Consider the following 25,751-nt stretch of genomic DNA (forward strand, 5'->3'; position numbering starts at 1 on the left):
CACCCGGCGGGCCTGCCAGCCCGGCACCGGATGTGGTACCTTTTGCGTTTTGCTTCCTCTTCCTAGGACATTCGATCATGGCGATTGAACACGCTGACGTTCTCAGGGCCGCCCACCTCGCCAGGCTCGGCCTCTCCGATGGCGACGCCGCCCACTACCTGGACGACCTCGGCCGCATTCTCGAGATGGTCGACCAACTGCAGGGGCTGGACACCGAAGGGGTCGCCCCGCTCGCCCACCCGCTCGATGCCACCCAGCGGCTGCGCGCTGACGAAGTCACCGAGAGCAACCAGCGCGAGCGTTTCCAGCGCTGCGCCCCGGCAGTCGAACAGGGCCTCTACCTGGTACCCCGCGTCGTCGAATGACCGACGCGCCGGGCATGCCGTCCCCGCGACCGACCCGATGGAATCAACGCCTAATGGAGCCCCCGGCCCATGCATGACAAGACACTGAGCGAACTCGCCGGCGCCATGGCCAACGGCGAGTTTTCAAGCCGCGAGCTGACCGATCACCTGCTCGCCCGCATCGAGCGACTGGATGGCGACCTCAACAGCCTGATCACCGTCACCTCCGATCAAGCGCGCACCGCCGCCGATGCCGCCGACGCCGCCCGCTCTCGCGGAGAGACCGGCCCGCTGACCGGCCTGCCGCTAGCCATCAAGGATCTGTTCTGCACTGAAGGCGTGCGCACCACGGCAGGCTCCAGGATGCTCGGCGATTTCGTCGCCCCCTATGACGCCACCGTGGTCGCAAAGCTCAAGGCCAGCGGCACCGTGAGCCTTGGCAAGGCCAATATGGATGAGTTCGCCATGGGCTCCTCCAACGAGAACAGCCACTTCGGCGCGGTGAAGAACCCCTGGGACCAAAACGCCGTACCCGGCGGCTCCTCGGGCGGCAGCGCCGCCGCGGTGGCTGCCGGCCTGGTACCCGCGGCCATGGGCACCGACACCGGCGGCTCGATTCGTCAGCCGGCGGCGTTCTGCGGCATCACCGGCCTCAAGCCCACCTACGGACGCGTGTCGCGCTACGGCATCATCGCCTACGCCTCGAGCCTCGACCAGGCCGGCCCCATGGCGCGCACCGCCGAGGACTGCGCCCTGCTGCTCAACGCCATCGCCGGCCACGACCCGCGCGACTCAACATCGGTCTCGCGCGGCGTACCCAACTACACCGAGGAACTCGCCGCACCGCTTGCCGGGCTCAAGATCGGCCTGCCCCGGGAATATTTCGGCGATGGCCTGGACCCGGCGGTGGAAGCCGCCACCCGCGACGCGATCAAGGTGTTCGAATCGCTCGGTGCCAGCGTGCGCGAGGTCAGCCTGCCGCATACCCACTACGCGATACCGGCCTATTACGTGATCGCCCCGGCGGAGGCTTCCTCGAACCTGTCACGCTATGACGGCGTGCGCTTCGGTCACCGCTGCGAGGCCCCGAGCGATCTCATCGACCTCTACAAGCGCAGCCGGGCGGAAGGTTTCGGCGAAGAGGTCAAGCGGCGCATTCTGATCGGCACCCACACGCTCTCGGAAGGCTTCTTCGACGCCTACTACACCAAGGCCCAGCAGGTTCGCCGGCTGATACGACAAGATTTCCTGGATGCCTTCGAGGAAGTCGACGTGCTGATGGGGCCGACATCGCCCACCCCGGCCTTCGACCTTGGCGCCAACAAGGATCCAGTCTCGATGTACCTGCAGGACATCTACACCATTGCCGTCAACCTGGCGGGAATTCCCGGCATCAGCGTGCCGGCTGGCTTCGTCTCGGGTCGCCCGGTGGGCCTGCAGATCCTCGGCACCCATTTCGCCGAGGCCCGGCTTCTCAACGTCGCCCACCAGTTCCAGCAGGCCACCGACTGGCACCAACGTCGGCCGGCCATCGCCGAGGAGACACGCTGATGCAATGGGAAACCGTGATCGGGCTTGAAGTCCACGTCCAGCTTGCCACCCGTTCGAAGATCTTCTCGGGCGCTTCCACCGCCTTCGGTGCCGAGCCCAACACCCAGGCCTGCGCCGTCGACCTGGGCATGCCCGGCGTGCTGCCGGTGCTCAACGAGTCTGCCGTGGCCATGGCGGTGCAGTTCGGCCTGGCGATCCACGCCGATATCCCGGAAGTCTCGGTGTTCGACCGCAAGAACTACTTCTACCCCGACCTGCCCAAGGGCTACCAGACCAGCCAGATGTACCACCCTATCGTCGGCGCGGGCGAGGTGGAGATCACCCTGGAAGACGGCGACACCAAGCGCATCCGCGTGCATCACGCGCATCTCGAGGAGGACGCCGGCAAGTCGCTGCATGAATCGTTCTCCGATGGCATGGGGCACGCCATGACCGGCATCGACCTGAACCGTGCCGGTACTCCGCTGCTGGAGATCGTCTCCGAACCCGACATGCGCTCGGCCAAGGAAGCCGCTGCTTATCTCAAGGCGATCCATTCCATCGTCACTTACCTCGGCATCAGCGACGGCAACATGGCCGAGGGCTCGATGCGCTGTGACGTCAACGTCTCGGTGCGCCCCCGCGGGCAGGAGCGCCTGGGCACACGCGCCGAGATCAAGAACGTCAACTCCTTCCGTTTCGTCGAGCGCGCCATCGCCTTCGAGGTCGAGCGCCAGATCGAGCTGCTCGAGGATGGCGCGGAAGTGGTGCAGGAGACCCGCCTGTTTGACCCCGAGCGCGACGAGACCCGTAGCATGCGCACCAAGGAGGAAGCCAACGACTACCGCTACTTCCCCTGCCCCGACCTGCTGCCGGTGGTGCTCGACGACGCTTATGTCGACCACCTGCGCGACAACCTGCCGGAGCTGCCAGCCGACAAGCGTGCGCGCTTCGAGCACGAGCTTGGCCTCTCCACCTATGATGCCAGCGTGCTCTCGGCCAGCCGCGACATGGCCGAGTACTTCGAGCAGGTCAAGGCGGTGTGTGGTGATGCCAAGCAGGCCGCCAACTGGGTGCAGGGCGAGTTGTCCGGCGCGCTGAACCGCGAGGGGCTGTCGATCGCCAACAGCCCGGTGTCCGCCAAGCAGCTCGGCGAGCTGATCAGCCGGGTGATCGATGACACCATCAACGGCAAGGCCGCCAAGCAGGTCTTCCAGGCGCTGTGGAATGGTGAGGGCGACAGCGCCGATGCGGTGATCGAGACCAAGGGTCTCAAGCAGGTCACCGACAGTGGCGCGATCGAGGCGATGATCGACCAGGTGATTGCCGAAAGCCCCGGACAGGTCGCCCAGTACCGCGATGCCGAGCCCGACAAGCGTGGCAAGATGATCGGCTATTTCGTCGGCCAGGTGATGAAAGCCTCACGCGGCACCGCCAACCCCCAGCAGGTCAACGCCCTGCTGAAGGAAAAGCTCGACGCGCTGTGCTGAGCCTGCATGCACGAAAACGGCGCCACACGCATCGGGAGGAACGCGGAAATGTCGGATGATGTCGGCGCGCGGCTGCGCGCCCTGCGCACGCTACGCGGCATTTCCCAGCGCGAGCTCGCCAAGCGCTGTGGCGTCACTCACTCGAGCCTGTCGCTGATCGAACAGGGCAAGGTAAGCCCCTCGGTCAGCTCGCTGAAGAAGATCCTCGACGCCATTCCGATGAGTGTCGGGGACTTCTTCACCATGGATCTTGAAAGCGGCCGCCAGGTGTTCTATACCGGCGACGATCTCGCCGATGTCGGCTCGGGTGATGTCATCTACAAATTGGTGGGGGCGGATCGTCGCGACCGCGCGCTCGGCTTCATGATCGAGACCTACCCTCCCGGCGCCGACACCGGCCGCGAGATGATCACCCACCAGGGTGAGGAAGCCGGCGTGGTGCTGGAAGGCCAGATCGAGATCACCATCGGCGCCGAATCGCGCCTGCTCGGCCCCGGCGAGGCCTATTACTTCGAGACCAACATTCCCCACCGCTTCCGTAATCCAGGCGACACCCCGTGCCGCCTGGTCAGTTGCGCCACGCCCGCTAGGGCATTCTGAGGCCACCATGCTCGAGCTGCTCGCCCGCGCCGACAGCCTTGCCTGGCATCAGCGCCTGGCCCGGTTGTTGCGCGCTTCCGCGGCGGCGGACTTCCCCCTCCAGCTCGACCGCTGCCTGCGCGAGCTGGTGCCCTACGACACCGTGCTGGTGAATGCCTACCGTGGCCGGCGCCGGCCGTTGCTGATCCACGACGACTACCCTCCCCAGCGTCGCGTGCAGGGAATCGAGCGCTACCTGAGCGAAGCCTACCTGCTCGACCCCTTTTTCACCGCGGTGAGCGAAGGACTCGATCAGGGGGCCCACCGACTGCATGAGCTGGCCCCGGACCGCTTCGAGGCCAGCGACTACTACCAGCGCTACTATCGCGACCTGGGCCTGCATGACGAGGTGGTGTTCTTCACCCGGGTCGACCCGGAGGTGGTGATCGCCGTCTCGCTGGGCTTCGGCACTCAGTCACCGCCCCTGACCCGCCGCGCCACCCAGGCGCTGCGGCATCTAGCACCGCTGGTGGAAGTGCTGCTCGCGGACTACTGGAAGTGGCAGGGAGGTCAGTTCCAGCAGCGCCTGGAAGAACAGGAACCGGTGGAGGCGGCCTTCGCCAGCTTCGGTGCCGGGGTGCTCACCGCCCGGGAGCAGGACATCGTCCGCCTGCTGCTGGCGGGCCACTCGACGAAATCGGCGGCCCGCGAGCTGGATATCAGCGATGGCACGGTCAAGGTCCACCGCAAGCACCTCTATCAGCGCCTCGCGGTGTCCAGTCAATCGCAGCTGTTCCGGCTGTTCCTCGACCATGTGGCGCTGGTTTCGAGGCAGCGCGGCTAGCACCTGCCTGGCGGCCAGTGCCACCCACTAGGGCGCCAGCGCCATCCACACGGTCTTTAGCTCGGTGTACTCCTCCAGCGCGTGCAGGGACTTGTCGCGGCCATTGCCGGACTGCTTGACGCCGCCGAAGGGCACCGTCATGTCCGGGCCGGCCCAGTTGTTGACGAACACCTGGCCGGAGTGAAGCTTGCGCGAGACGCGCATGATGCGATCGATATCCTGGCTCCACAGCCCCGCGGCCAGGCCGTAGTCGCTGTCATTGGCCATCGCCACGGCCTCCTCCTCGCTATCGAAGCCGAACACCGAGAGCACCGGGCCGAAGATCTCCTCGCGACCGATGGTCATCGCCGGAGTCACGCCGTCGAACACGGTAGGCGGAATGAAGTACCCGGGGCCGTCGATCGCCACACCGCCAACGCGCAGCCGGGCGCCCTCCTCACGGCCCTTGGCGATATAGTCGAGCACACGCCGATACTGCGTTTCATCGACCATCGCCCCCATGAAACTCTCGGGATCGAGCGGGTCGCCGGGCTGCATGGCCTTGGCAGCCTCCACCACCTTGTCGACGAAGACCCCGCGGATCGCGTTATCCACCAATAGGCGCGAGCCGGCGATGCACACCTCGCCCTGGTTATGGAAGATGGCCGCGGCGGCGTTCCAGGCCACCTGGTCGAGGTTCTTGCAGTCGGCGAACACCAGGTTGGGCGACTTGCCGCCGCACTCCAGGTAGACCCGCTTGAGGTTCGACTGGCCGGCATACTGCATCAACTGCTTGCCCACCCCGGTGGAGCCGGTGAAGGCCAGGCAATCGACTTCCATGGAGAGCGCCAGGGCGCGGCCCACGGTGTGGCCGAAGCCTGGCAGGACCTGGAAGACACCGCGCGGCAGGCCCGCCTCCCTGGCCAGTTGCGTCAGGCGCAACGCCGACAGCGGCGACTTCTCAGAGGGCTTCAGGATCACGCTGTTGCCGGCGGCCAGCGCCGGGGCGATCTTCCAGGCGGTCATCATCAGCGGGAAGTTCCACGGCACGATGGAGGCCACCACGCCCAGCGGCTCGCGCAGCACCAGGCCCAGGCTGTCATCGCCGGTGGGCGCCACCTCGCCGTAGACCTTGTCGATGCCCTCGGCGGTATAGCGAAGGCAACCGATGGCGCCATCGATATCGCCAAGCGCGCTCGAGACCGGCTTGCCCATGTCCAGGGTATCCAGCAGCGCCAACTCATGCTGATGCGCCTCCATCAGCGCAGCCAGCCGCAGCAGCGTCTGCTTGCGCCTGGCAGGAGATAATCGCGACCAATCACCCCGGGCATAAGCGGCCCGAGCCGCAGCCACCGCGAGATCGGCGTCGGCGGCGTCGCAACTGGCGACGTGAGCCAGTGTCTCGCCGGTAGCCGGGTTGATGGTGGCCAGCGTCTCGCCACTCACGGCATCGACAAAGGTGTCGTCGATAAAGGCGCGGGTCTCCAGGCGGGCGGTCAACGCTTGGGCCAGGGCCTGCCAATCGGCCCTGGTGGTGGGAATCGCTGTCGGTGTGGCTGTCATTCGCTTGCCTCCCCTAGGCTGGCGCGTTCCAGCATGGCATCGAACAGCACCTGAGCCCCCAGCGCGCAGTGCTCCGGGCTTGCGTACTCCGCCTCGTTATGACTGATGCCATCGCGACAGGGAATGAAAATCATCGAGGTGGGGGCAACCCGGGAGACATAAACGGCATCGTGGCCGGCACCGCTCATCATGCGCCGGTAGGCCACACCCTGGGCCTGGGTGGCCCTCTCCACTGCATCGATGCAGCCGGCATCGAAGTTCACCACCGGCGAGGCCCAGATCCGCTCGCTGGCGGTCTCGATGCCGAAGCCCTCGGCAAGCTCGGCCAGCTCACGCTGGAAACGCGCCTCGAGGGCGTCCAGTTCAGTTTCCACCACATGGCGCAGATCCACGGTCAGGCGCACCTCTCCGGGGATCACGTTGCGCGACGGGCTGTCGATCTCCAGGCAACCGAAGGTGACCTTGGTGCCACCGCTGATATCCGCCAGGGCATGGCCCTGCAGGCGATCGATCAGGCGAGCGCAGGCCGCCAGGGCATCACGGCGGTAGGCCATGGGAGTGGGGCCGGCATGGGCCGACTGGCCGCGCAGGGTGACGTCGAACCAGCGCATGCCCTGCACGCCGGTGACCACACCGATGGCTTCGCGCTCCTCCTCCAGCACCGGGCCCTGCTCGATATGCAGCTCGAAGAAGCTTGCCAGGCACGGTTCGCCAACCGGCATCTCGCCGGCGAAGCCGGTGACCTCCAGGGACTCACCCAGGGTCACGCCATCCCGATCTTCCCGCGCCAGCGTGTACGCCTCGCTGAACTCACCGGCATAAGTACCGGAAGCCACCATGGCCGGGGCGAAACGGCTGCCCTCCTCGTTGGTCCACACGATCAGCTCCAACGGCCGCTCGGTGACGATGCCCTGGTCATGCAGGGTGCGAAACACCTCCAGGCCCGCCAGCACCCCGAGGATGCCATCGAAGCGCCCCCCCTTGGGCTGGGTGTCCAGGTGGCTGCCACACGCCACCGGGTCGAGATCGTCACGCCTGCCGGCGCGACGGAAAAAGAGGTTGCCGACGCGGTCGACACGCAGCGTACAGCCGAGCGCCTCGCACCACTCGATCAGCAGGTGCCGCCCGGCGGCGTCCTCCTCGGTGAGTGCCAGGCGGCAGCTGCCGCCGTTCGCGGTGGGGCCGATCTCGGCCATGGCCAGCAGGCTCGACCAGAACCGCTGACCATCGATGGAAACCGTCATGGGGTGCCTCCCCTGTTTTTGTGAATGGTGCTTGTTGCTTGCTGCGGAATGGCTACACCTTAGGCGGCCCTTCGAGCGCACCGATATACCCCAATCGGGATATGTTCCCGGCGCATCGCCCCTCGCTAGTCTGCTTCTGACCTCAACGTTTCATTCCAACGTTTCATTCCAACAATGACGACATCACCTGCGAGGGCGAGACCATGAGCACCGAGACCCGCACACTTGACGCCCAGGCGCTGTGGCAGAAGGACAAGGATCATTTCATCCACCCCTTCACCGACTACAGCCTCTTCCACGAGGAGGGCTGCGACCTGATCACCGACAGTGATGGCATCTACGTCGAGGATGTCCACGGCAACCGCTTCATCGACGGCATCGCTGGCTTGTGGTGCGTGAACGTGGGCCATGGCCGCGCCGAGATCGGTCAGGTCATGGCGGAACAGGCCACCCGCATGGCCTACTTCTCCACCTTCAACAATCTCTCCAACGCCCCGGCAACGGAGCTGGCGGCCAAGCTCGCCGAGCTGGCCCCGGCTCACCTCAACCATGTCTTCTACAGCTGCGGCGGCTCGGCGGCCAACGACGCCACCATTCGTCTGGTTCACTACTACTTCAACCGCCTGGGCAAGCCCGAGAAGAAGCGCATCCTGTCGCGCAAGAACGCCTATCACGGCACCACCTACCTCGCCGCGAGTCTGACCGGCATCGAGAGCAACAACTGGGATTTCGACACCCTGGACCACCTGGTGACCCACCTGAGCGAGGCCAACCTCTACCGCCGTCCGGAAGGCATGAGCGAAGCGGCGTACTGCGACCACCTGGTGACCGAACTCGAGGACACCATCGACGAGATCGGCGCCGACAACATCGCCGCCTTCATCGCCGAGCCGGTCATGGGCGCCGGCGGCGTGCTGATGCCCCCGCAGGGCTACCACGCCCGCATGCAGGCAGTGTGTCGCGCCAACGAGATCCTCTACATCGCCGACGAGGTGGTCACCGGCTTCGGCCGCCTGGGCCATTTCTTCGCCTCCGAGGCGGTCTTCGATACCCAACCGGACATCATCAACTGCGCCAAGGGGCTGTCATCGGGCTACGCCCCCCTGGGCGCCACCCTGATCTCAGACGAACTCTTCGAGGTCCTGGGCACCCCCCAGCGCAAGGGCGGCGTGCTGAGCACCGGCTTCACCTATTCGGGCCACCCGGTGAGTTGCGCCGCGGCACTCAAGAACATCGAAATCATCGAGCGCGAGCGAATCTGCGATAACGTCCGCGAGGTGGGCCCCTATCTGGAGCAGAAGCTCAAGACACTTTCGCACCATGCAACCGTGGGCGACGTACGCGGTAGCCACTTTATGCTGGCCATCGAAAATGTCGCCGACAAGGCCACCAAGAAGCCCCTGCCGGTGGAGGCGCGGGTCGGCGACCGGGTCGCCGCCGAGGCCCAGAAGCGCGGCCTGATTATTCGCCCGGTGGGGCACCTGAACATCCTCTCGCCGCCGTTAATCTGGGATCGCGAGGTGGTCGACCGGGTGGTGGCGATCCTCGACGAGGCCTTCGCCGCCACCACGGTGTCCCTCAAGACCGACGGCTTCCTCTGATAAGAGCCGAGCAAGAATCGAATAGCGACCACAACGATAAAAGAGAGTCTTGTTATGGATACTTTTGGTGCCTGGAGCCTGCTCCCCACCCTGGTGGTGCTGGTCATGGCCATTCTCACCCGCCGTACCATCGAGTCGCTGATGACCGGTGCCCTGGTGGGCCTGTTGATGATCGATCCCACCACCGTCGTCAGCCAGGGCTCGGATATCCTGCTCACTGTTCTCGGCAACGACACCGTGACCTGGATCATCCTGGTCTGCGGCTTGTTTGGTAGCCTGATCGCCCTGCTGGTCAAGACCGGTGGCGTGCTCAGCTTCGGCGACGCCGTCACCAAGCGCATCCACGGTCGCCGACAAAGCCTGCTGGCCACATGGGTGCTGGGGCTGGTGATCTTCGTCGACGACTACCTGAATGCGCTGACCATCAGCGCCTCCATGAAGAAGATAACCGATCGTTTCGGCATCTCCCGGGAGAAGCTCGCCTATGTCGTGGACTCCACCGCGGCGCCAATCTGCATTCTGGTGCCCTTCTCCACCTGGGCGGTGTTCTTCGCCGGCCTGCTCGAGGAGAACGGCGTGGCCGGAAGCGGCATGGGCCTGTATATCGAATCCATTCCCTTCATGTTCTACGCCTGGGTGGCCGCCGCCGTGGTGCCTCTGGTGGCCCTGGGCTGGATTCCCGACCTCGGCCCGATGAAGGCCGCCGAAGCCCGTGCCGCTGGCGGTCAACCGATGCCGTCAGGCGTCGACGACAACGCCCTGGAGGTGGAGGACACCGGCAAGAAGCGTCCGCACCTGCTCAACTTTCTGCTGCCCATCATCACCCTGATCTTCTTCACCTGGTACTACGACATCGACATCCTGCGCGGTGTGATCGTGGCCCTGGCCGTGACGTTATTGCTGATCGCCGGCCAGCGTCTGTTGAGCTTCCACGACACCTTCGACACCGCCCTGGATGGCTTCAAGGCGATGATCATGCCGCTGGGCACGCTGGTGGCTGGCTTCACCCTCAAGGAGGTCAACGATGTGCTGGGGCTCACCGATTACGTGATCGCCACGGTGCAGCCACTGATGACCCCGGGAATGCTGCCGGCGGTGGTCTTCGTCACCATGGCCTTCCTGGCCTTCGCCACCGGTTCCTTCTGGGGACTCTTTGCCGTGGCCATCCCCATCGTGCTGCCCCTGGCGGCGAGCGTGGATAGCCACATGCCGCTGGTGATCGGCGCACTGATCTCGGCCAGCGCCTTCGGTAGCCACGCCTGTTTCTATGGCGACTCCACAGTGCTCTCGGCACAGGGCAGCGGCTGTACTCCAATGGCCCATGCCCTGACCCAACTGCCCTACGTGCTGATCGCCGCCGCCATCGCCACCGGCATCTTCCTCGTCGCCGGCCACCTGTGAGACCTCCCATGAACGAGACCAGCCTCGATACCGCCCGCCCCGAGACCACGCCCAGGGCTCAGGGATTCAGCATGCCCGCGGAGTTCGCCCCCCACGACGCCTGCTGGATGCTGTGGCCGCAGCGTCCCGACACCTGGCGCTACGGCGCCAAGCCCGCCCAGCGGGCCTTCGCCGAGGTGGCCTGTGCCATCGCCGAAAGCGAGACGGTGTTCGTCGGCGTCAACGACGACCAGTACGAGAACGCCCGCCACCAGTTACCCGCCCACATTCGCGTGGTGGAACTCTCCAGCAACGATGCCTGGATGCGTGACGTGGGGCCCACCTTCCTCACCCACCCCGACGGCCGCCTGGCCATGGTCGACTGGGAGTTCAACGCCTGGGGCGGCCTGGAGGGCGGGTTGTACTTCCCCTGGGACAAGGATCGCCGCATCCGCACCAAGATCGCCGAGATGCTCGGCATCCCGCGTTTCGCGGCGCCGGTGGTGCTGGAAGGAGGCGCCCTGCACGTGGATGGCCAGGGTACGCTGATCACCACCGAGGAGTGCCTGCTGAATGCCAACCGCAACCCGGACCGTGATCGCGACCAGATGGAGCGGGTGCTACACGACACTCTGGGTGTCGATCACGTGATCTGGCTGCCCCGCGGCTGTCATCTCGACGAGACCGACGGCCACGTGGACAACCTCTGCTGCTTCGTGGCCCCGGGCGAGGTGGTGCTGACCTGGTGCGACGACGAGAGCGACCCCCAGTACGCCATCTCCCGGGAGGCCCTCGAGGTGCTCGAGACCAGCCACGATGCCAAGGGCAGGCGCCTGAACGTGCATAAGCTGCCCCAGCCCGGCCCGCTCCATATCGCCGAGGACGAGGCCAGTGGCATCGACCGTCTCAGTCACTCCCACCCACGTCGGCCCGGCGATCGCATGGCGGCCTCCTACGTCAACTTCTATATCGGCAACTCGGTGGTGGTCATGCCGCTGCTGGACCCTGCCCATGACGAGGCAGCCCAGGGGATCGTCCAGGGTCTGTTCCCCGACAAGCGGGTGATTGGCGTGCCCGCCAGGGAGATCCTGCTGGGGGGCGGCAACATCCACTGCATCACCCAGCAGCAACCGCGGCCCTGACGACGAGCCCAGCAAGTTGACGCCGGCCCTGGAGGCCGGCGTCGTCGTTTTCCGGGTTTCTTGTACAAATATTGTGAATCAATTATGTCTTGTATAATAACTGTACAAGACATATTCTCCTTGCAGGCTGAACGCCCAATAACACTGACAAGGAATCACCATGAGCTCATTGATGGCCGGATTCGCCCAACTTGGTATTCGCACCCGACTGATGGCCGGCTTTTCCGCGGTACTCGCGCTGATGGTGATCCTCACCGCAGTGGGCGTCACCCAGGTCAGCCGCATCGATAGCGGCCTCACCCAGATCAACGACGTCAATGGCGACAAGTCCCGGCAGGCCATCGACTGGCGCGGCAGCGTGCACGACCGCGCCATACTCCTGCGCGACATCACCCTGGTCGAGGCGCCAGCCGCACTGGACAACCTTCTTGGCGATTACCAGGCACTTGCCGACGACTACCGGCAAGCCAGCCAGCAAATGACGGCAGTGATGGCCGAGAATGCTCAGCCCAACGCCACGGAAGATACCCTGCTCAGCACCATCGAATCGCAGGAAAACCAGACCAATGCCCTCGCCGAGGCAGTCATCGAGAGGCGTCTTTCGGGCGATCTCGAAGGGGCTCGCGAGCTGCTGCTGAATCAGGCAGGTCCGGCCTTTTTCCAGTGGCTTGCCGACATCAATGCGTTCCTCGACTTCCAGGAAGCGCAAAGCGACACGTCAACGGCGCTGGCCCGTGACACCGCCTCCGGTTTCCAGATGCTGATGGTCGGGCTATGTCTGATGGCACTCTTGGCGGGTGGCTTGATTGCCTTCCTGCTGTCTCGCCAGTTGCTCGGTGAACTGGGGGCGGAGCCCAGCGAGGTACGCGCCTTCGCCCATGCCATCGGGCGGGGCAAACTCACCACGCATGGGCGCCTGCGCAAGGGAGACACCCGCAGCATCATGGCCGCCCAGGTGGAAATGGCCCGCCATCTTCAAGGGATTGTCGCCCAGGTTCGTGCGGCATCAGAGGCCGTTGCCAGCAACAGCGAACAGATCGCCGAAGGCAGCAATGAACTGGCCACACGTAGCGAACAGCAAGCCAGCTCACTGACCGAAACCGCCGCGGCCATGGAGCAACTGACGGGCACCGTGGCCCAGAACGCCGACAATGCCCAACGCGCCAGTCACGAGGCCAATAGCACGGCGATGACTGCCGAACGTGGTGGCATCGCGGTTCGCGGCGTTGCGGACGCCATGAACGGCCTGGACAAGAGCTCGAGGGAGATCGCCAGCATCATCTCGACCATTGACAGCATCGCCTTCCAGACCAACATCCTGGCACTGAACGCTTCAGTTGAGGCGGCCCGTGCCGGTGAACATGGCCGTGGATTCGCCGTGGTCGCCGCCGAGGTTCGCAAACTCGCCCAGAGCAGCGCCTCGGCGGCCAAGGAGATCACAGCCCTGGTCACTACCAATGCCCAACGCGTCAAGGATGGCAATGATCAGGCAAGCCAGGCCGACCAGGCCACCCAGGATGTACTGGCGGCGATCGGCCGGGTCAACGAGATCATGCAACAGATCAGCCAAGCCAGCGCCGAGCAGCGCCAGGGAGTCCAGGAGGCGGGGCAAGCTGTGGCCGAAATGGATCAGGTGACCCAGCAGAATGTCAGCGTGGTCGGTGAAAGCCGCAACGCAGCCGGCAACCTCCGCCACCACGCACGGCAGTTGTTGAGCGCGATGTCGGCCTTCGAGCTTCCCGACAACCACTTTCCAGACGGTACCCATCAGACAAGTGCAGGCGTCGTCGCCATGGCCGAGAGCGAACAAAGGCGAGCTACCGAGCCGTCGGGCAAATCAGCCCGCCAACTAGGCTGGCAGTCAGCCTGACGATATCGACCGCCAGCCAGCCGGTTGAGCACGTCCGCAACACCAAGCGATGAGTGAGTGAAAAGCCATCAAAAGGGCGAGGCCAATGGCCTCGCCCTTTGCATTGTCGTAGAGGCTCAGTTCGACTTGTGTGCCTCGATCTCGGCACGCAGCTTCTCCGCCTCTTCGGTCAGGGTGGCATTGGCGCGCATATCGCCGTTGCGGGCCGCCTGCATGGCCTGCTCGAGCTTGCGCTCATAGGCCTTCTGCAGCTTCTTGGTGGGGTCTTGGTTGAAGAGTCCGAACATGCTCGTCGCTCCTGCGGGAATGGTCATGTCAGGCTACGCGTATCGTCACCACAAAGCTATGCAAGAGCTGTACAAAAATATCTATCCGTAAATGAAAATGACGAGACCGGCATCATGGCGCCGGCCTCGTCATTGCCTGACAACAAGCGGTTCTCAGGTGGCAAGCGACATCCATACGCTCTTGAGTTCGGAATACTCCTCGAGCGAGTGGTGCGACTTATCGCGGCCATTGCCCGACTGCTTGACCCCACCGAACGGCATGGTCTGGTCGCCACCGGCCCAGTTGTTGACGAATACCTGGCCGGATTGCAGCCGCCGGGTCACCCGCATGATGCGGTCGATATCCTGGCTCCACAGCCCGGCCGCCAGGCCATAGGGGCTGTCGTTGGCCATGGCCACGGCCTCCTCTTCGCTGTCAAAGCCGAATACCGCCAGCACCGGGCCGAAAATCTCCTCGCGACCGATAGTCATCGAAGGCAGAACCCCATCGAACACCGTCGGCGGGATGAACAATCCCGGGCCTTCCATGGGGGTGCCGCCGACCCGCAACCGCGCGCCCTCCTCGGCGCCCTGGCGGATGAAATCGAGCACGCGGCGATACTGTGTCTCGTCGACCATGGCGCCCATGAAGCTTTCCGGGTCGAGCGGGTCACCTGGCTGCATGGCCTTGGCGGCGTCGACCACCTTCTCGACGAAGGCCTCGCGGATCGAGTTTTCCACCAGCAGCCGCGAGCCTGCGATGCACACCTCCCCCTGATTATGGAAAATCGCCGCGGCGGCATGCTTGGCGACCTGATCCAGGTTCTTGCAGTCGGCAAATACCAGGTTGGGCGACTTGCCGCCGCACTCCAGGTAGACCCGCTTGAGGTTGGACTGGCCGGCATACTGCATCAACTGCTTGCCAACCCCGGTGGAGCCGGTGAAGGCCAGGCAGTCGACATCCATCGACAGCGCAAGTGCCTTGCCTACGGTGTGGCCAAAGCCCGGCAGTACCTGGAACACGCCTTGCGGCAGGCCGGCTTCCTTGGCTAGCTGGGCCAGACGCAATGCCGACAGCGGCGATTTCTCCGAGGGCTTCAAGATCACGCTGTTACCGGCCGCCAGTGCCGGGGCGACTTTCCACGCGGTCATCATCAGCGGAAAGTTCCATGGCACGATGGCGGCGACCACGCCAAGTGGCTCACGCAGCACCATGGCCAGGGTGTCATCGCCAGTCGGTGCCACCTCACCGTAGAGCTTGTCGATGGACTCTGCCTGATAACGAAAACAGGCGATGGCGCCATTGATGTCACCCAGCGAACTGCCCACCGGCTTACCCATGTCGAGGGTGTCGATCAGCGCCAGTTGGTACTTGTTGGCTTCCATCAGCTCGGCAAGCGCCAACAGGGTCCGCTTGCGCTTGCCCGGCGCCAGCCGCGACCACTCCCCCTGGTTGAAGGCCTCGCGGGCATGACCCACGGCACGCTCGCCATCCACGGCATCACAGCTTGCCACTTCGGCAAGGGTGTCGCCGGTGGCCGGGTTGAGGGAGGCAAAGGTTTCACCGCTTGCGGCATCAACGAATTCATTGGCGATGAAGGCGCGGCTCTCGATGGATAACGACGAAGCCAGCGCCTGCCAGTCGGCTTTGGTGCGCGGCGCACTCTCGGATGAACGGCTCATGCGGAAGCCTCCTCGCTTGGGGTTGCACGATGCTCCGCCAGGCGGCGGGCGGTTTCGTCGAGCGCCTGACGGGCCAGGCGCACCAGGTCGTCGATCTGCTCCCGGGTAATCACCAGCGGTGGGGAGATAATCATGGTATCACCTACCGATCGCATCACCAGGCCTTGCGCGAAGCACAAATCGCGACACAGGTTACCGGCGCCAAGCGACTTGGCGAAGCGTGCTCCAGTGGTCTTGTCGGCGACCAGTTCCAGCGCGCCGATCAGGCCAAGCGAACGCGCCTCACCGACCAGCGGATGGTCGGCCAGGCTCGCCCAGCGCTCGGCAAGGTAGGGGCCGAGGTCATCACGCACGCGCTCGACGATGCCTTCGGACTGCATCAGCTCGAGGTTGGCAAGCGCCACGGCGGCGCATACCGGATGCCCCGAATAGGTGAAGCCATGGAAGAACTCACCGCCTTCCTCGATCAGGGTATCCGCCACCCGGTCGCCGACCAGCACCCCGCCGATCGGCAGGTAACCGGACGACAACCCCTTGGCGATCGGCATCAGATCGGGTTCGAGATCGTAATGGACACTGCCGAACCATTCGCCGAGCCGGCCGAAACCGCAGATGACTTCATCGACCACCAGCAGGATGTCGTACTTCGCCAGCACCTCCTTGACCGCCGGCCAGTAGCTCTCCGGCGGGATGATGGCGCCACCGGCGCCCTGCACCGGCTCGGCGATGAACGCCGCGACGTTCTCTTCGCCAAGTGCCAGGATCTTCGCCTCGATGGCGTCGGCGCACAGACGCCCGAAGGCCTCGGGTGATGGGTCGCGCCCTTCTCCAAGCCGCCCTTCTCCAAACCAGTAGGGCTGACGCACATGGGTGATACCGGGCACCAACGGGCCACCCTGCTCGTGCATCGGCGCCATGCCACCCAGGCTCAAGCCTGCCACGGTGGAGCCGTGGTAGGCATTCTCGCGAGCAATGATCCACTGCTTGTCGGGCTTGCCCTTGAGTGCCCAGTAGCGCCTGACCATGCGCAGCACGGTATCGTTGGCCTCGGAACCGGAGCCGGTGAAGAACACCCGATTGAGATGCGCCGGCGCCAGTCGGCAAAGCGCCTCGGCAAGCTTGACTGCCGGTGGATGGGTGGTCTTGAAGAAGTTGTTGTAATAGGGCAAGGCCTGCAACTGGTGTGTCGCGGCGTCCACCAGTTCGCGGCGACCGTAGCCGAGATTCACGCACCACAGCCCCGCCATGCCATCCAGGATGCGATTGCCCTCGCTGTCATGGATGTAGACGCCTTCGGCATGAGTGATGATGCGACTGCCCTCTTTGCCGAGCGCCTTGAAATCGGTAAAAGGGTGCAGGTGATGGTCGCGGTCCAGCCGCTGATAGTCAGCCGTAAGCATGCTCGACCTCTTCAAGGATGGACTGCTGGGCGCGATACCCACGGCATGCGCCGGCAAACGCCTCGAACAACGCGTCGTAGAGCGGGTGTTCGCGGGGCCGCCATTCGGGATGCCATTGAACGGCGAGCGAGAATCCCGGCGCATCGCGAACCGAAATGGCCTCGATCAGGCCATCATGGGCCACGGCCTCGGCACAAAGCCCCATGCCGAGTTCGGCAATACCCTGCTGGTGAAGCGAATTGACCCGCGAGGCTGGCTCGGGAGCCAGCGCCGCCAGCCGACCGCCAGGCAGAATCGTCACGTCATGGGCCGGGGCATAGCGCAAGGCCAGTTCGACATCGGGCTCGCGATGGTCATCAAGACCCGGCACATTCTGCACCGCCTGGTGCAGCGAGCCGCCAAACGCGACGTTGAGCTCCTGAAAGCCGCGGCAGATACCGAACAACGGCAGGCCGAGGTCCAGTGCGGCGGGAATCCAGCCGAAGGCCGCGGCATCGCGATGGTGATCGGCGCGGGTATTCTGTGGCGCAAGCTCGGCGCCGTAGCGCTCGGGGGCCACATTGGTATGACTGCCGGTAAGCAGCAGGCCATCGAGATGACCGAGCAGGTCGCGCTCGTCGCCGTTTTCCCACACCGGCAGGATAACCGGCGCCAGGCCGTACTCGCGCAACGCCGCAAGATACTTGTCTGTCACCACATGGGCGGGATGGCCCTCGACATCACGGCGACAGGCGATCACCCCCACCAGGGGTCGGCTGGACATGACACTCTCCTCGATTCATGCAAACAGCAATTGTTATGCTTTGCTCAACATACCTTTCAAAAAGGCATCTGCCAAGTCGCCAGGTAATGTGCAAAAACACTCAAGGAATCGCAGAAAACTCCGGAATCGTTGCGCCAGCCGGTGCGTAGCAGCAGGGGAAAGCGTAAAATATTTGACAACACTGACGACAGGATTCAAAGATACCTCACTAGCGTGACGAGCTTGCACGCTATCTCCCACACTACGTCACGACACACTGACTCGAGACCTCCGACCCAATAACAAGGTGCGCCATGCCCTCACGCCCCGCCGACGAAGCCCGCGAGTTCCTCGACCGACACCCAGAAATCGACAGTATCGACCTGTTGATCAGCGACCTGAATGGCGTGTTGCGCGGCAAGCGCGTGGGGCGCGGTAACCTGGAAAAGGCCTTCCAGGAAGGCATCAACCTGCCGGCCTCGGTGTTTGCTCTCGACATCCTCGGGAACACCATCGAGGAGACTGGCCTCGGTCTCTCCACCGGCGACGGGGACCGCGTCTGCTGGCCGATACCCGACACGCTGATGCCGAGCCCCTGGCTCAAGCAGGGTCGACAGGCGCAACTGTTGATGAGCATGTACGAACCCGATGGCAAGCCCTTCTTCGCCGACCCCCGCCACGTGCTGGAAAACCTCGTCGCACGCTTCCGGCAGCGCGGCCTGACACCAGTGGTCGCCGTGGAAATGGAGTTCTATCTGGTCGACCGCAAGCGCGACGCCCACGGCCTGATTCAGCCGCCCTGCTCACCCGCCACCGGTGAACGCGCCACCCAGAGCCAGCTCTACTCCATCAACGAGCTCGACGAGTATGCCGAGTTGCTGGAGGCGATCCAGGCGGCCGCCGACATCCAGGGCCTGCCGCTGGACACCACCCTCAAGGAGTGCGCACCCGGGCAGTTCGAGATCAACCTGAAGCATGGCGACGATGTGCTGGCCGCCTGCGACAGCGCCGTGCTGCTCAAGCGATTGATCAAGGGCATGGCGCTCAATCACGGCTTCGAGGCCACCTTCATGGCCAAGCCCTACGGCCAGGAAGCCGGGAACGGCACTCACGTGCATATCAGCCTGCTCGACGAACGCGACCACAACGTCTTCGCCGCCGAGGATGAAGACCCCCTCGGCACGCCGCAACTCAAGCAGGCCATTGCCGGACTGCTCTCGCTGATGCCGGCCTCCATGGCGCTGTTCGCCCCCAACCTCAACTCGTTTCGTCGCTTCCAGCCCGGGCTTTATGTGCCCATGGCACCGACCTGGGGCTACGACAACCGCTCGGTGGCGCTGCGCATCCCCTCCGGCGCCAATGCGGCACGCCGCATCGAGCATCGCGTGGCCGGCGCCGACGTCAATCCTTACCTGCTGCTGGCCGCCTTGCTGGCGGGTATCGAGCATGGCCTCGAGCACCAGTTGACACCGCCGCCGGCGGTCACCGGCAATGCCTACCAGCAGTACCCGCCCAGTCTGACCAACAGCTGGCTGCAGGCACTGGCGCTGCTCGACGCAAGCGAACCGCTGCGCCAGGCGCTCGGCGACCCCTTCATGGACGTCTACCTGGCCAACCGTCGCGCCGAACGCGACCAGGCCATGCAGAGCATCAGCCGGCTCGAGTACGACTGGTACCTGCGCAACGCCTGATGCGTCAAGCATGCGCCCCGAACGTACTGCGCCCGGACCAAGGCCCGGGCGCGTTGCGTTGGTGATTCAGCTATTTCTGGTGGCTCAGCTCTCGTCGGTGACCACGCTATCCCAGCGTGGGCGGCCCTCTTCAAGCAGCACCCGGTCGCCTTTGGGCGGCGAATCCAGGCGGGTGGTTTGCACCTGCTCAGCGTGGCGCCAGGAGACCTCGTAGCCTTCGGTCTCCTGATGGGTATCCACCACCGTATGGCACTGGGTCTGGGTGGTCTGGGTGCCCTGGTTGGCTTCCACCCGCTCCTGCACCTCGCGCCCGGCCAGGCCGCCACCCACGGCACCTGCCACGGTGGCGATCTTCTTGCCACTGCCACCGCCAACCTGATTGCCAAGCAGCCCACCGACGATGGCCCCGGCGGCCGTGCCGACGATCCGGTTGGGGTCGCGGCTTTGGCCCGGCTGGTTGACCACCACCTCCTCGCACACCTCACGCGGGGTCTCGACGGTGCGCGTCAGCGTCTCGACACCCACGATCTCGGCATACTGAGGTTGCGGCTCCTGCTGGACCTGCCAGGCGCCATACCCCAGGCCACCCAGGCCCAGCACGGAAAGCGCGGTACCGACCACGATCGACTTGCTCATCTGTCACCTCCAGCAGGACGCTGCGGCGCCCCTGATTCAATTGCGAACTTGATGCCCGGAACGAGCATGACATTGGCGCAGGCATCGACAGCGGATGATGGTGCCTTGCCGAGAGGAAACGATGAATGTGGCGGCGCATCCTGCGCCGCCTGATGTGTGCCCAGTATAGGGCAGCAGACGACCGGCGTTCAGCCTGTGGGCATGACTTCCGCATTTTCTGACCAGCCGTCGCCACACAGCGACAGCTCAGTTGGTGTCACACCCCCAGCCGATCACGGGTGGCGTAGTACCAGGCGCCCAGTGCCGAAAGCGGCACGCGCAGCAGCCGCCCGCCCGGGAACGGCAGGTGAGGGAGCCCGGCGAAGGCGTCGAAGCGCTCGCCCTGGCCATGCATCACCTCGGCGATCAACTTGCCGGCCAGGTGCGTGCAGGTGACTCCATGACCGGAGTAGCCCTGGGCGTAATAGACATTGCCGTTGAGCACCCCGAACTGCGGCAGCCGGTTGAGCGTCATCAGGAAGGTGCCGCTCCAGGCGTAGTCGATCTTCACATCGGCAAGGCCTGGAAAGGTCTTGGCGAGCTTGGGGCGAATCACCTTGGTGATGTCACCGGGGTCGTCGCCGCCATAGTTGACTCCGCCGCCGTACAGCAGCCGGTTGTCGGCGGTCAGCCGGTAGTAGTCGAGCAGGTAATTGCAGTCCTCCACGGCCATGCCGTTGGGCAGCAGCTCACGCGCACGGGCCTCACCCAGTGGCTCGGTGGTGACGATCTGGGTCCCGCAGGGCATCGACTTGCCCTCGAGCTCGGGCAATACCCCCTGCAGGTAGGCGTTACCGGCCATCACCACGCGTTGGGCACGCACCTCGCCACGTGGCGTCTTCAACACCACGGGCTCGCCATGCCGAAGCTCGACCACCGGGGTCTGTTCGAAGATTCGCCCCCCCAGCGATTCGACCGCCGCGGCCTGGCCCAGCACCAGGTTGAGCGGATGCAGGTGGCCACCCGAGTGATCGACAAGTCCCCCTACATAGCGATCGGAGTTGACCTCGCGCTTGAGCGCCTTGCCCTCAAGCAGTTCGAGTTCGCGGTGGCCGTAACGCTCCCACAGCGCCTTGTGCTCGACCAGCCCCTCGTACTGCCGTTCATTGCAGGCGGCGAACAGGTTGCCGTCGCGCAGGTCGCAGTCGATCGCGTAGCGCTCGATGCGCTCGCGAATGATGCGATTGCCTTCGAAGGCCATGTCGCCCAGCGCCTGGGCGGTGAGTTCGCCATACTTGGCCTCGATGACGTCCATGTCGCGGCTGTAGCTGTTGACGATCTGCCCACCGTTGCGGCCCGATGCCCCGAACCCGACGCGCGAGGCCTCCAGCACCACCACCGACACGCCACGCTCGGCCAGGTGCAGTGCCGAGGAGATGCCGGTGAACCCGGCACCCACCACGCACACGTCGCACGTCACGTCGCCCTCGAGGGCCGGACGCGCCGGTGACGGATTGGCCGTGGCGGAATACCAGGAGGCCACGTGTTCGCGGGACTGGGTTTGGCTCATCGATGACTCCTTGAAGGAACGGACATGGGGTGAGTGCTCACTGCTCGGCCGCCGCCGCCTCGAGGCGGCGGGCCTCGCCGCGGCGCATGAAGTACCAGGCCAGGAAGGTGGCAAGCGACACCGCAAGGATGATCAGGGTGGCCAGGGCATTGATCATCGGCGAGACCCCCATGCGTACCGAGGAGAACACCACCATCGGCAGCGTGGTGGCCCCGGGGCCCGAGACGAAGCTGGCGATCACCAGGTCGTCGAGGGACAGGGTGAAGGCCAGCAACCAGCCCGCCGCCAGCGCCGGGGAGATCACCGGCAGGGTGATCAGGAAGAAGGTCTTGACCGGTGGTGCACCGAGGTCCAGGGCGGCCTCCTCGATGGAGCGGTCGACCTCACGCAGCCGCGATGACACCACCACCGCCACATAGGCGCTGCAGAAGGTGGTATGGGCGATCCAGATCGTCATCATGCCACGGTCGCCGGGCCAGCCGGTGATCTGCGCCAGTTGCACGAACAGCAGCAGCAGCGACAGGCCGGTAATCACCTCGGGCATCACCAGCGGGGCCGTGACCATGCTGGACAACGCCGTCTTGCCGCGAAAGCGGGCGAAGCGGGTCATCACGAAGGCCGCCAGCGTCCCCAGGCACACCGCCATGCAGGCGGCGAAGAAGGCGATGCGCAGGCTGGTCCACACCGCCGAGAGGATCTGGCGGTCCTGCAGCAATTCCAGGTACCAGCGCCCCGAAAAGCCAGCCCACACCGTCACCAGTCGTGACGAATTGAAGGAGTAGATCACCAGCACCAGCATCGGCAGGTAAAGGAACAGCAGTCCCGCGATCAACATCACGGTCGTGAATGAAGGGCGTTGTCTCATGTCACTCCTCCAGTTCACGGGACTGATAGCGATGGAACAGCGCAATGGGGATCAGCAGCAGTGCCAGCATCACCATGGCGAGCGCCGAGGCCACCGGCCAGTCGCGGTTGTTGAAGAACTCTTCCCACAGCACCTTGCCGATCATCAGCGTGTTGGGCCCGCCGAGCAGCTCGGGGATCACGTACTCCCCCACCGCCGGGATGAACACCAGCATGGAACCGGCGATGATGCCGCCCTTCGACAACGGCAGGGTCACCTTCAGGAAGGTGTTGAACTTGCGTGAGCCGAGGTCCGAGGCGGCCTCCAGCAACGAGTTGTCGAGCCGCGTCAGATTGGCGTAGAGCGGCAGGATCATGAACGGCAGGTAGGCATAGACGATACCCAGCATCACCGCGAAATTGGTATTCATCATGCGGATCGGTGAATCGATCAGGCCGAGCCACAGCAGAGTGTTATTGAGCAGGCCGTTGTTGCTGAGTATGCCCATCCAGGCGTAGACCCGGATCAGGAACGAGGTCCAGGACGGCAGCATCACCAGCAGCAGCAGCACCAATTGCCAGCGCGCAGGCGCCCTGGCCATGGCATAGGCCATGGGGTAGCCGATCAGCAGGCAGAACAGCGTCGAGAAGAAGGCGATCTTCACCGAGCCCCAGTACGCCGAGACATACAGTGAATCGGAGAACAGGAACAGGTAGTTGCCAAAGTTCAGCGCGATGTTCAGCGTTTCGGCGCTGTAGTCGACGATGGCGCCGTAGGGAGGCAGGGAAATGGCCGCCTCGGAGAGGCTGATCTTCAACACGATGGCGAACGGCGCCAGGAAGAACAGGGTCAGCCACAGCAGCGGCACGGCAATCACCCAGCCGCGGCGCGGGCGCAACCAGCGTTTGGCCCGTTGGGAAGGAGAAGGCGTCATGGCGGGCTCTCCCTAGTCGCGAAGGACGACGGCACTGCGGTCGTCCCAATGGATGAACACCGGGTCGTCCCAGCTCGGCCGGTCGCCACGGCGTTCGGTGTTGGCCATGCTGACCTTGACCAGTTGCCCTTGCTCGGTGCGCACGTAGTAGACCGATTGTCCGCCAAGATAGGCGATGTCCTCGACCTTGCCGGCCGCCCAGTTGGTGTCACCCTCGGGCCGGGTGCGGGTCAGCCAGGTCTTCTCCGGGCGTACCGCGACCCACACCTTGCGATCATCGGCCTGGGTACTCACGCCATGGCTGATGTAGATCTGCCGGCCGAGCTCGGGGCTGTCGATCACGCAATGGTCGGGCTCGTCGGCGACGATCTCGCCGGCGAACAGGTTCACCGTACCGACGAACTCGGCCACCATGCGGCTCGCCGGGCTCTCGTAGACATCCATGGGCGAACCGACCTGGGCGATCCAGCCATCGGCCATGATCGCCACTCGGTCGGCCATGGTCATGGCCTCTTCCTGGTCATGGGTGACCATGATGCACGTCACCCCGACCCGCTCGAGGATCTGCACCACCTCGAGCTGCATTTCGGTGCGCAGTTTCTTGTCGAGTGCGCCCATGGGTTCATCGAGCAGCAACAGCTTGGGCCGCTTGGCGAGAGAGCGAGCCAGGGCCACGCGCTGACGCTGGCCACCCGAAAGCTGGTGAGGCTTGCGCTTGGCGAAGGCCTCCATGTGCACCAGCTTGAGCATCTCGGCGACCCGCGTCTCGATCTCCTGCTTGTCGAGCTTGTCCTGCTTGAGCCCGAAGGCGATGTTCTGAGCCACCGTCATGTGCGGAAACAGCGCATAGGACTGGAACATCATGTTGATGGGCCGCTCATAGGGCGGCATGGTGGTGATGTCCTGACCGTCGAGCAGCACCTGCCCTTCGCTCGGCTTTTCGAAGCCCGCGAGTATGCGCAGCAGGGTCGACTTGCCCGATCCCGACCCCCCCAGCAGCGCGAATATCTCGCCACGGCGGATAGACAGGTTCACATCATCCACCGCAAGCGCCCCGTCGAAGCGCTTGCTGATACGGCGGATCTCGACCAGCGACTCGTCGCTGGTACGTTTTCCAGGCTCACGACTCGATCGGGCCTGACTCGACTCGGACTCTGAAGTCTCCCGGTCGCTGACCGAAGGCTGGGATGGCGCCATCGTGGGGTCTCCCGACTGTCTGCATGGCGGGGTACCAGGCGGCGACACCTCAGGTGCACCGCCTGGAACAGATAAGCCGACCCGTGGGCCGGCCAACCGGCATCACATGCCGGACTTCACGCGATTCCAAACACGGGTGCGAATGCGCTGGACCGCCAGCGGCTTTTCTTCCGCCACGTAGAGGTTGTCCATGACCTCCTGGTTGGGATAGACCTCTGGGTCGTTGAGGATCTCAGGGTCCAGGAACTCGTTGGATGCCAGGTTGGGGTTGGCGTAGACCACGTACTCGGTGATGTCGGCGGCGATTTCGGGCTCGAGGATGAAGTTGATGAAGGCGTGGGCGTTGTCCGGGTTGGGGGCGTCAGCCGGGATCGCCATCATGTCGAACCACAGCGCCGCGCCCTCCTTGGGGATGGTGTAGGCGATGGAGAAGTCACGCTCGGCCTCCTCGGCACGCGCGGCAGCCTGGAACATGTCGCCGGAATAGCCCGCTGCCACGCAGATGTCGCCGTTGGCCAGATCCGAGATGTAGCGCGAGGAGTGGAAGTAGGTGATGTTGTCACGCACCCCGGCGATCAAGTCGCCGGCGGCCTCGAGATCCTCACGCTCCTCGGAGAGCGGTGACAGGCCGAGGTAGGCCATGGCCGGCGACAGCATTTCATCACCGGAATCGAGCATCGAGATACCGCAACCGCCCTCTTCCAGGGCCGCAGTGATCTCGGGATCGAAGATCAGCGCCCAGGAATCGAGCGGTGCGTCATCGCCCAGGATCTCGGTGACCCGCTCGACGTTGTAACCGATGCCGTTGGTCCCCCACATGTAGGGCACCGAGTAGCGGCTGCCGGGGTCGATCGACTCCACGTCATCCATCAGGTCGGGGTTGAGGTTTTTCATGTTGGGAAGCTTGTCGTGGTCGAGCTCCTGATAGACCCCGGCGCTGATCTGGCGGGTCAGGTAGTGATTGGAGGGAATCACCACGTCATAGCCGGAGCGCCCGGCGAGCAGCGCGGCGTCGAGCACCTCGTTGCTGTCGTAGACGTCATACACCACCTCGATGCCGGTGGCCTCGGTGAACTTCTCGAGGGTGTCCTCGGCAATGTAGTCCGACCAGTTGTACACGCGGACCTCTTCGGCCTGCGCCGCACTCGCCGCCAGGGCAAGCGTTGCAGTGGATACGGCCAGGGCCATTGGCTTGCTTATCATCATCCTGCCACCTCATCTGTCGATTATTGTTATCGGCGGT

General features: G+C 64.6%; 22 protein-coding genes. 10 read left to right on the top strand and 12 right to left on the bottom strand.

What is annotated here, in order from left to right; genetic code table 11:
• Window positions 1-77 precede the first annotated feature (77 nt).
• The 5 genes from gatC to C6V82_RS15440 all read left to right on the top strand — a co-directional run bounded on the left by gatC (window position 78) and on the right by C6V82_RS15440 (window position 4,787).
• The gene (gene gatC / locus C6V82_RS15420) at window positions 78-365 is read left to right on the top strand and encodes an Asp-tRNA(Asn)/Glu-tRNA(Gln) amidotransferase subunit GatC (RefSeq protein ID WP_102588539.1); all 288 of its coding nucleotides are present in this window, start codon (window positions 78-80) and stop codon (window positions 363-365) included.
• A gap of 69 nt (window positions 366-434) precedes the next feature.
• On the top strand, window positions 435-1,895 hold the full coding sequence (gene gatA, locus C6V82_RS15425) for an Asp-tRNA(Asn)/Glu-tRNA(Gln) amidotransferase subunit GatA (RefSeq protein ID WP_102588538.1): 1,461 nt from the start codon (window positions 435-437) through the stop codon (window positions 1,893-1,895).
• Complete coding sequence (gatB, locus tag C6V82_RS15430; RefSeq protein WP_102588537.1) at window positions 1,895-3,364, top strand: Asp-tRNA(Asn)/Glu-tRNA(Gln) amidotransferase subunit GatB; 1,470 nt, start codon at window positions 1,895-1,897, stop codon at window positions 3,362-3,364. The genes gatA and gatB overlap by 1 nt, the downstream gene beginning before the upstream one ends.
• Window positions 3,365-3,412: 48 nt before the next feature.
• Entirely contained in the window at window positions 3,413-3,964 is a 552-nt protein-coding gene (locus tag C6V82_RS15435; RefSeq protein WP_102588536.1) for a cupin domain-containing protein, read from the top strand.
• Between the two features lie 7 nt (window positions 3,965-3,971).
• The gene (locus C6V82_RS15440) at window positions 3,972-4,787 is read left to right on the top strand and encodes a response regulator transcription factor (protein WP_102588535.1); all 816 of its coding nucleotides are present in this window, start codon (window positions 3,972-3,974) and stop codon (window positions 4,785-4,787) included.
• A gap of 27 nt (window positions 4,788-4,814) precedes the next feature.
• Here the strand turns inward: C6V82_RS15440 and C6V82_RS15445 are convergent, their stop codons facing one another.
• Window positions 4,815-6,329 (bottom strand): aldehyde dehydrogenase, encoded by a 1,515-nt coding sequence (locus C6V82_RS15445; RefSeq protein ID WP_102588534.1) that lies wholly within the window; start codon window positions 6,327-6,329, stop codon window positions 4,815-4,817.
• Complete coding sequence (locus tag C6V82_RS15450) at window positions 6,326-7,573, bottom strand: M20 family metallo-hydrolase (protein WP_102588533.1); 1,248 nt, start codon at window positions 7,571-7,573, stop codon at window positions 6,326-6,328. Before C6V82_RS15450 ends, C6V82_RS15445 begins: the two co-directional genes overlap by 4 nt.
• Window positions 7,574-7,776: 203 nt before the next feature.
• Between C6V82_RS15450 and C6V82_RS15455 the strand changes: the two genes are divergently transcribed.
• The 4 genes from C6V82_RS15455 to C6V82_RS15470 all read left to right on the top strand — a co-directional run bounded on the left by C6V82_RS15455 (window position 7,777) and on the right by C6V82_RS15470 (window position 13,566).
• Entirely contained in the window at window positions 7,777-9,174 is a 1,398-nt protein-coding gene (locus C6V82_RS15455; protein WP_102588532.1) for an aminotransferase, read from the top strand.
• A 54-nt stretch (window positions 9,175-9,228) separates the two neighbouring features.
• Window positions 9,229-10,575, top strand: a complete 1,347-nt coding sequence (locus tag C6V82_RS15460) for a Na+/H+ antiporter NhaC family protein (protein WP_102588531.1) — start codon at window positions 9,229-9,231, stop codon at window positions 10,573-10,575.
• An 8-nt stretch (window positions 10,576-10,583) separates the two neighbouring features.
• Window positions 10,584-11,696 (top strand): agmatine deiminase, encoded by a 1,113-nt coding sequence (aguA, locus tag C6V82_RS15465; RefSeq protein ID WP_102588530.1) that lies wholly within the window; start codon window positions 10,584-10,586, stop codon window positions 11,694-11,696.
• Window positions 11,697-11,856: 160 nt separating this feature from the next.
• On the top strand, window positions 11,857-13,566 hold the full coding sequence (locus tag C6V82_RS15470; protein ID WP_102588529.1) for a methyl-accepting chemotaxis protein: 1,710 nt from the start codon (window positions 11,857-11,859) through the stop codon (window positions 13,564-13,566).
• A 116-nt stretch (window positions 13,567-13,682) separates the two neighbouring features.
• Here the strand turns inward: C6V82_RS15470 and C6V82_RS15475 are convergent, their stop codons facing one another.
• The 4 genes from C6V82_RS15475 to C6V82_RS15490 form a co-directional block, all read right to left on the bottom strand.
• Window positions 13,683-13,853, bottom strand: a complete 171-nt coding sequence (locus tag C6V82_RS15475; RefSeq protein WP_107164746.1) for a DUF6435 family protein — start codon at window positions 13,851-13,853, stop codon at window positions 13,683-13,685.
• 153 nt (window positions 13,854-14,006) lie between these two features.
• On the bottom strand, window positions 14,007-15,515 hold the full coding sequence (locus C6V82_RS15480) for an aldehyde dehydrogenase (RefSeq protein ID WP_102588528.1): 1,509 nt from the start codon (window positions 15,513-15,515) through the stop codon (window positions 14,007-14,009).
• On the bottom strand, window positions 15,512-16,915 hold the full coding sequence (locus C6V82_RS15485) for an aspartate aminotransferase family protein (RefSeq protein WP_102588527.1): 1,404 nt from the start codon (window positions 16,913-16,915) through the stop codon (window positions 15,512-15,514). The genes C6V82_RS15480 and C6V82_RS15485 overlap by 4 nt, the downstream gene beginning before the upstream one ends.
• Window positions 16,902-17,678 (bottom strand): gamma-glutamyl-gamma-aminobutyrate hydrolase family protein, encoded by a 777-nt coding sequence (locus C6V82_RS15490; RefSeq protein WP_102588526.1) that lies wholly within the window; start codon window positions 17,676-17,678, stop codon window positions 16,902-16,904. The genes C6V82_RS15485 and C6V82_RS15490 overlap by 14 nt, the downstream gene beginning before the upstream one ends.
• Window positions 17,679-17,971: 293 nt before the next feature.
• On the opposite strand from C6V82_RS15490, the gene C6V82_RS15495 reads away from it, so the two are divergent.
• Window positions 17,972-19,348, top strand: coding sequence for a glutamine synthetase family protein (locus C6V82_RS15495; protein ID WP_102588525.1), 1,377 nt, complete (start codon window positions 17,972-17,974; stop codon window positions 19,346-19,348).
• 84 nt (window positions 19,349-19,432) lie between these two features.
• On the opposite strand, the gene C6V82_RS15500 is transcribed toward C6V82_RS15495, so the two are convergent.
• From C6V82_RS15500 to C6V82_RS15525, 6 genes are all read right to left on the bottom strand, one after another.
• Entirely contained in the window at window positions 19,433-19,984 is a 552-nt protein-coding gene (locus tag C6V82_RS15500) for a glycine zipper 2TM domain-containing protein (protein WP_102588524.1), read from the bottom strand.
• Window positions 19,985-20,240: 256 nt separating this feature from the next.
• Window positions 20,241-21,533: an NAD(P)/FAD-dependent oxidoreductase gene (locus C6V82_RS15505; protein WP_102588523.1), complete on the bottom strand. Its 1,293-nt coding sequence runs from the start codon at window positions 21,531-21,533 to the stop codon at window positions 20,241-20,243.
• Between the two features lie 37 nt (window positions 21,534-21,570).
• Window positions 21,571-22,398, bottom strand: a complete 828-nt coding sequence (locus C6V82_RS15510; RefSeq protein ID WP_102588522.1) for an ABC transporter permease subunit — start codon at window positions 22,396-22,398, stop codon at window positions 21,571-21,573.
• A 1-nt stretch (window position 22,399) separates the two neighbouring features.
• On the bottom strand, window positions 22,400-23,311 hold the full coding sequence (locus tag C6V82_RS15515; RefSeq protein ID WP_102588521.1) for an ABC transporter permease subunit: 912 nt from the start codon (window positions 23,309-23,311) through the stop codon (window positions 22,400-22,402).
• A 12-nt stretch (window positions 23,312-23,323) separates the two neighbouring features.
• On the bottom strand, window positions 23,324-24,508 hold the full coding sequence (locus C6V82_RS15520; RefSeq protein WP_102588520.1) for an ABC transporter ATP-binding protein: 1,185 nt from the start codon (window positions 24,506-24,508) through the stop codon (window positions 23,324-23,326).
• A 102-nt stretch (window positions 24,509-24,610) separates the two neighbouring features.
• Window positions 24,611-25,714 carry a polyamine ABC transporter substrate-binding protein gene (locus tag C6V82_RS15525; RefSeq protein ID WP_102588519.1) on the bottom strand — a complete coding sequence of 368 codons (1,104 nt, stop codon included), beginning with the start codon at window positions 25,712-25,714 and terminating at the stop codon, window positions 24,611-24,613.
• Window positions 25,715-25,751 lie beyond the last annotated feature (37 nt).

Source organism: Halomonas urumqiensis, from assembly GCF_003028575.1.
In the GTDB taxonomy this organism is placed as follows: Bacteria; Pseudomonadota; Gammaproteobacteria; order Pseudomonadales; family Halomonadaceae; genus Halomonas; species Halomonas urumqiensis.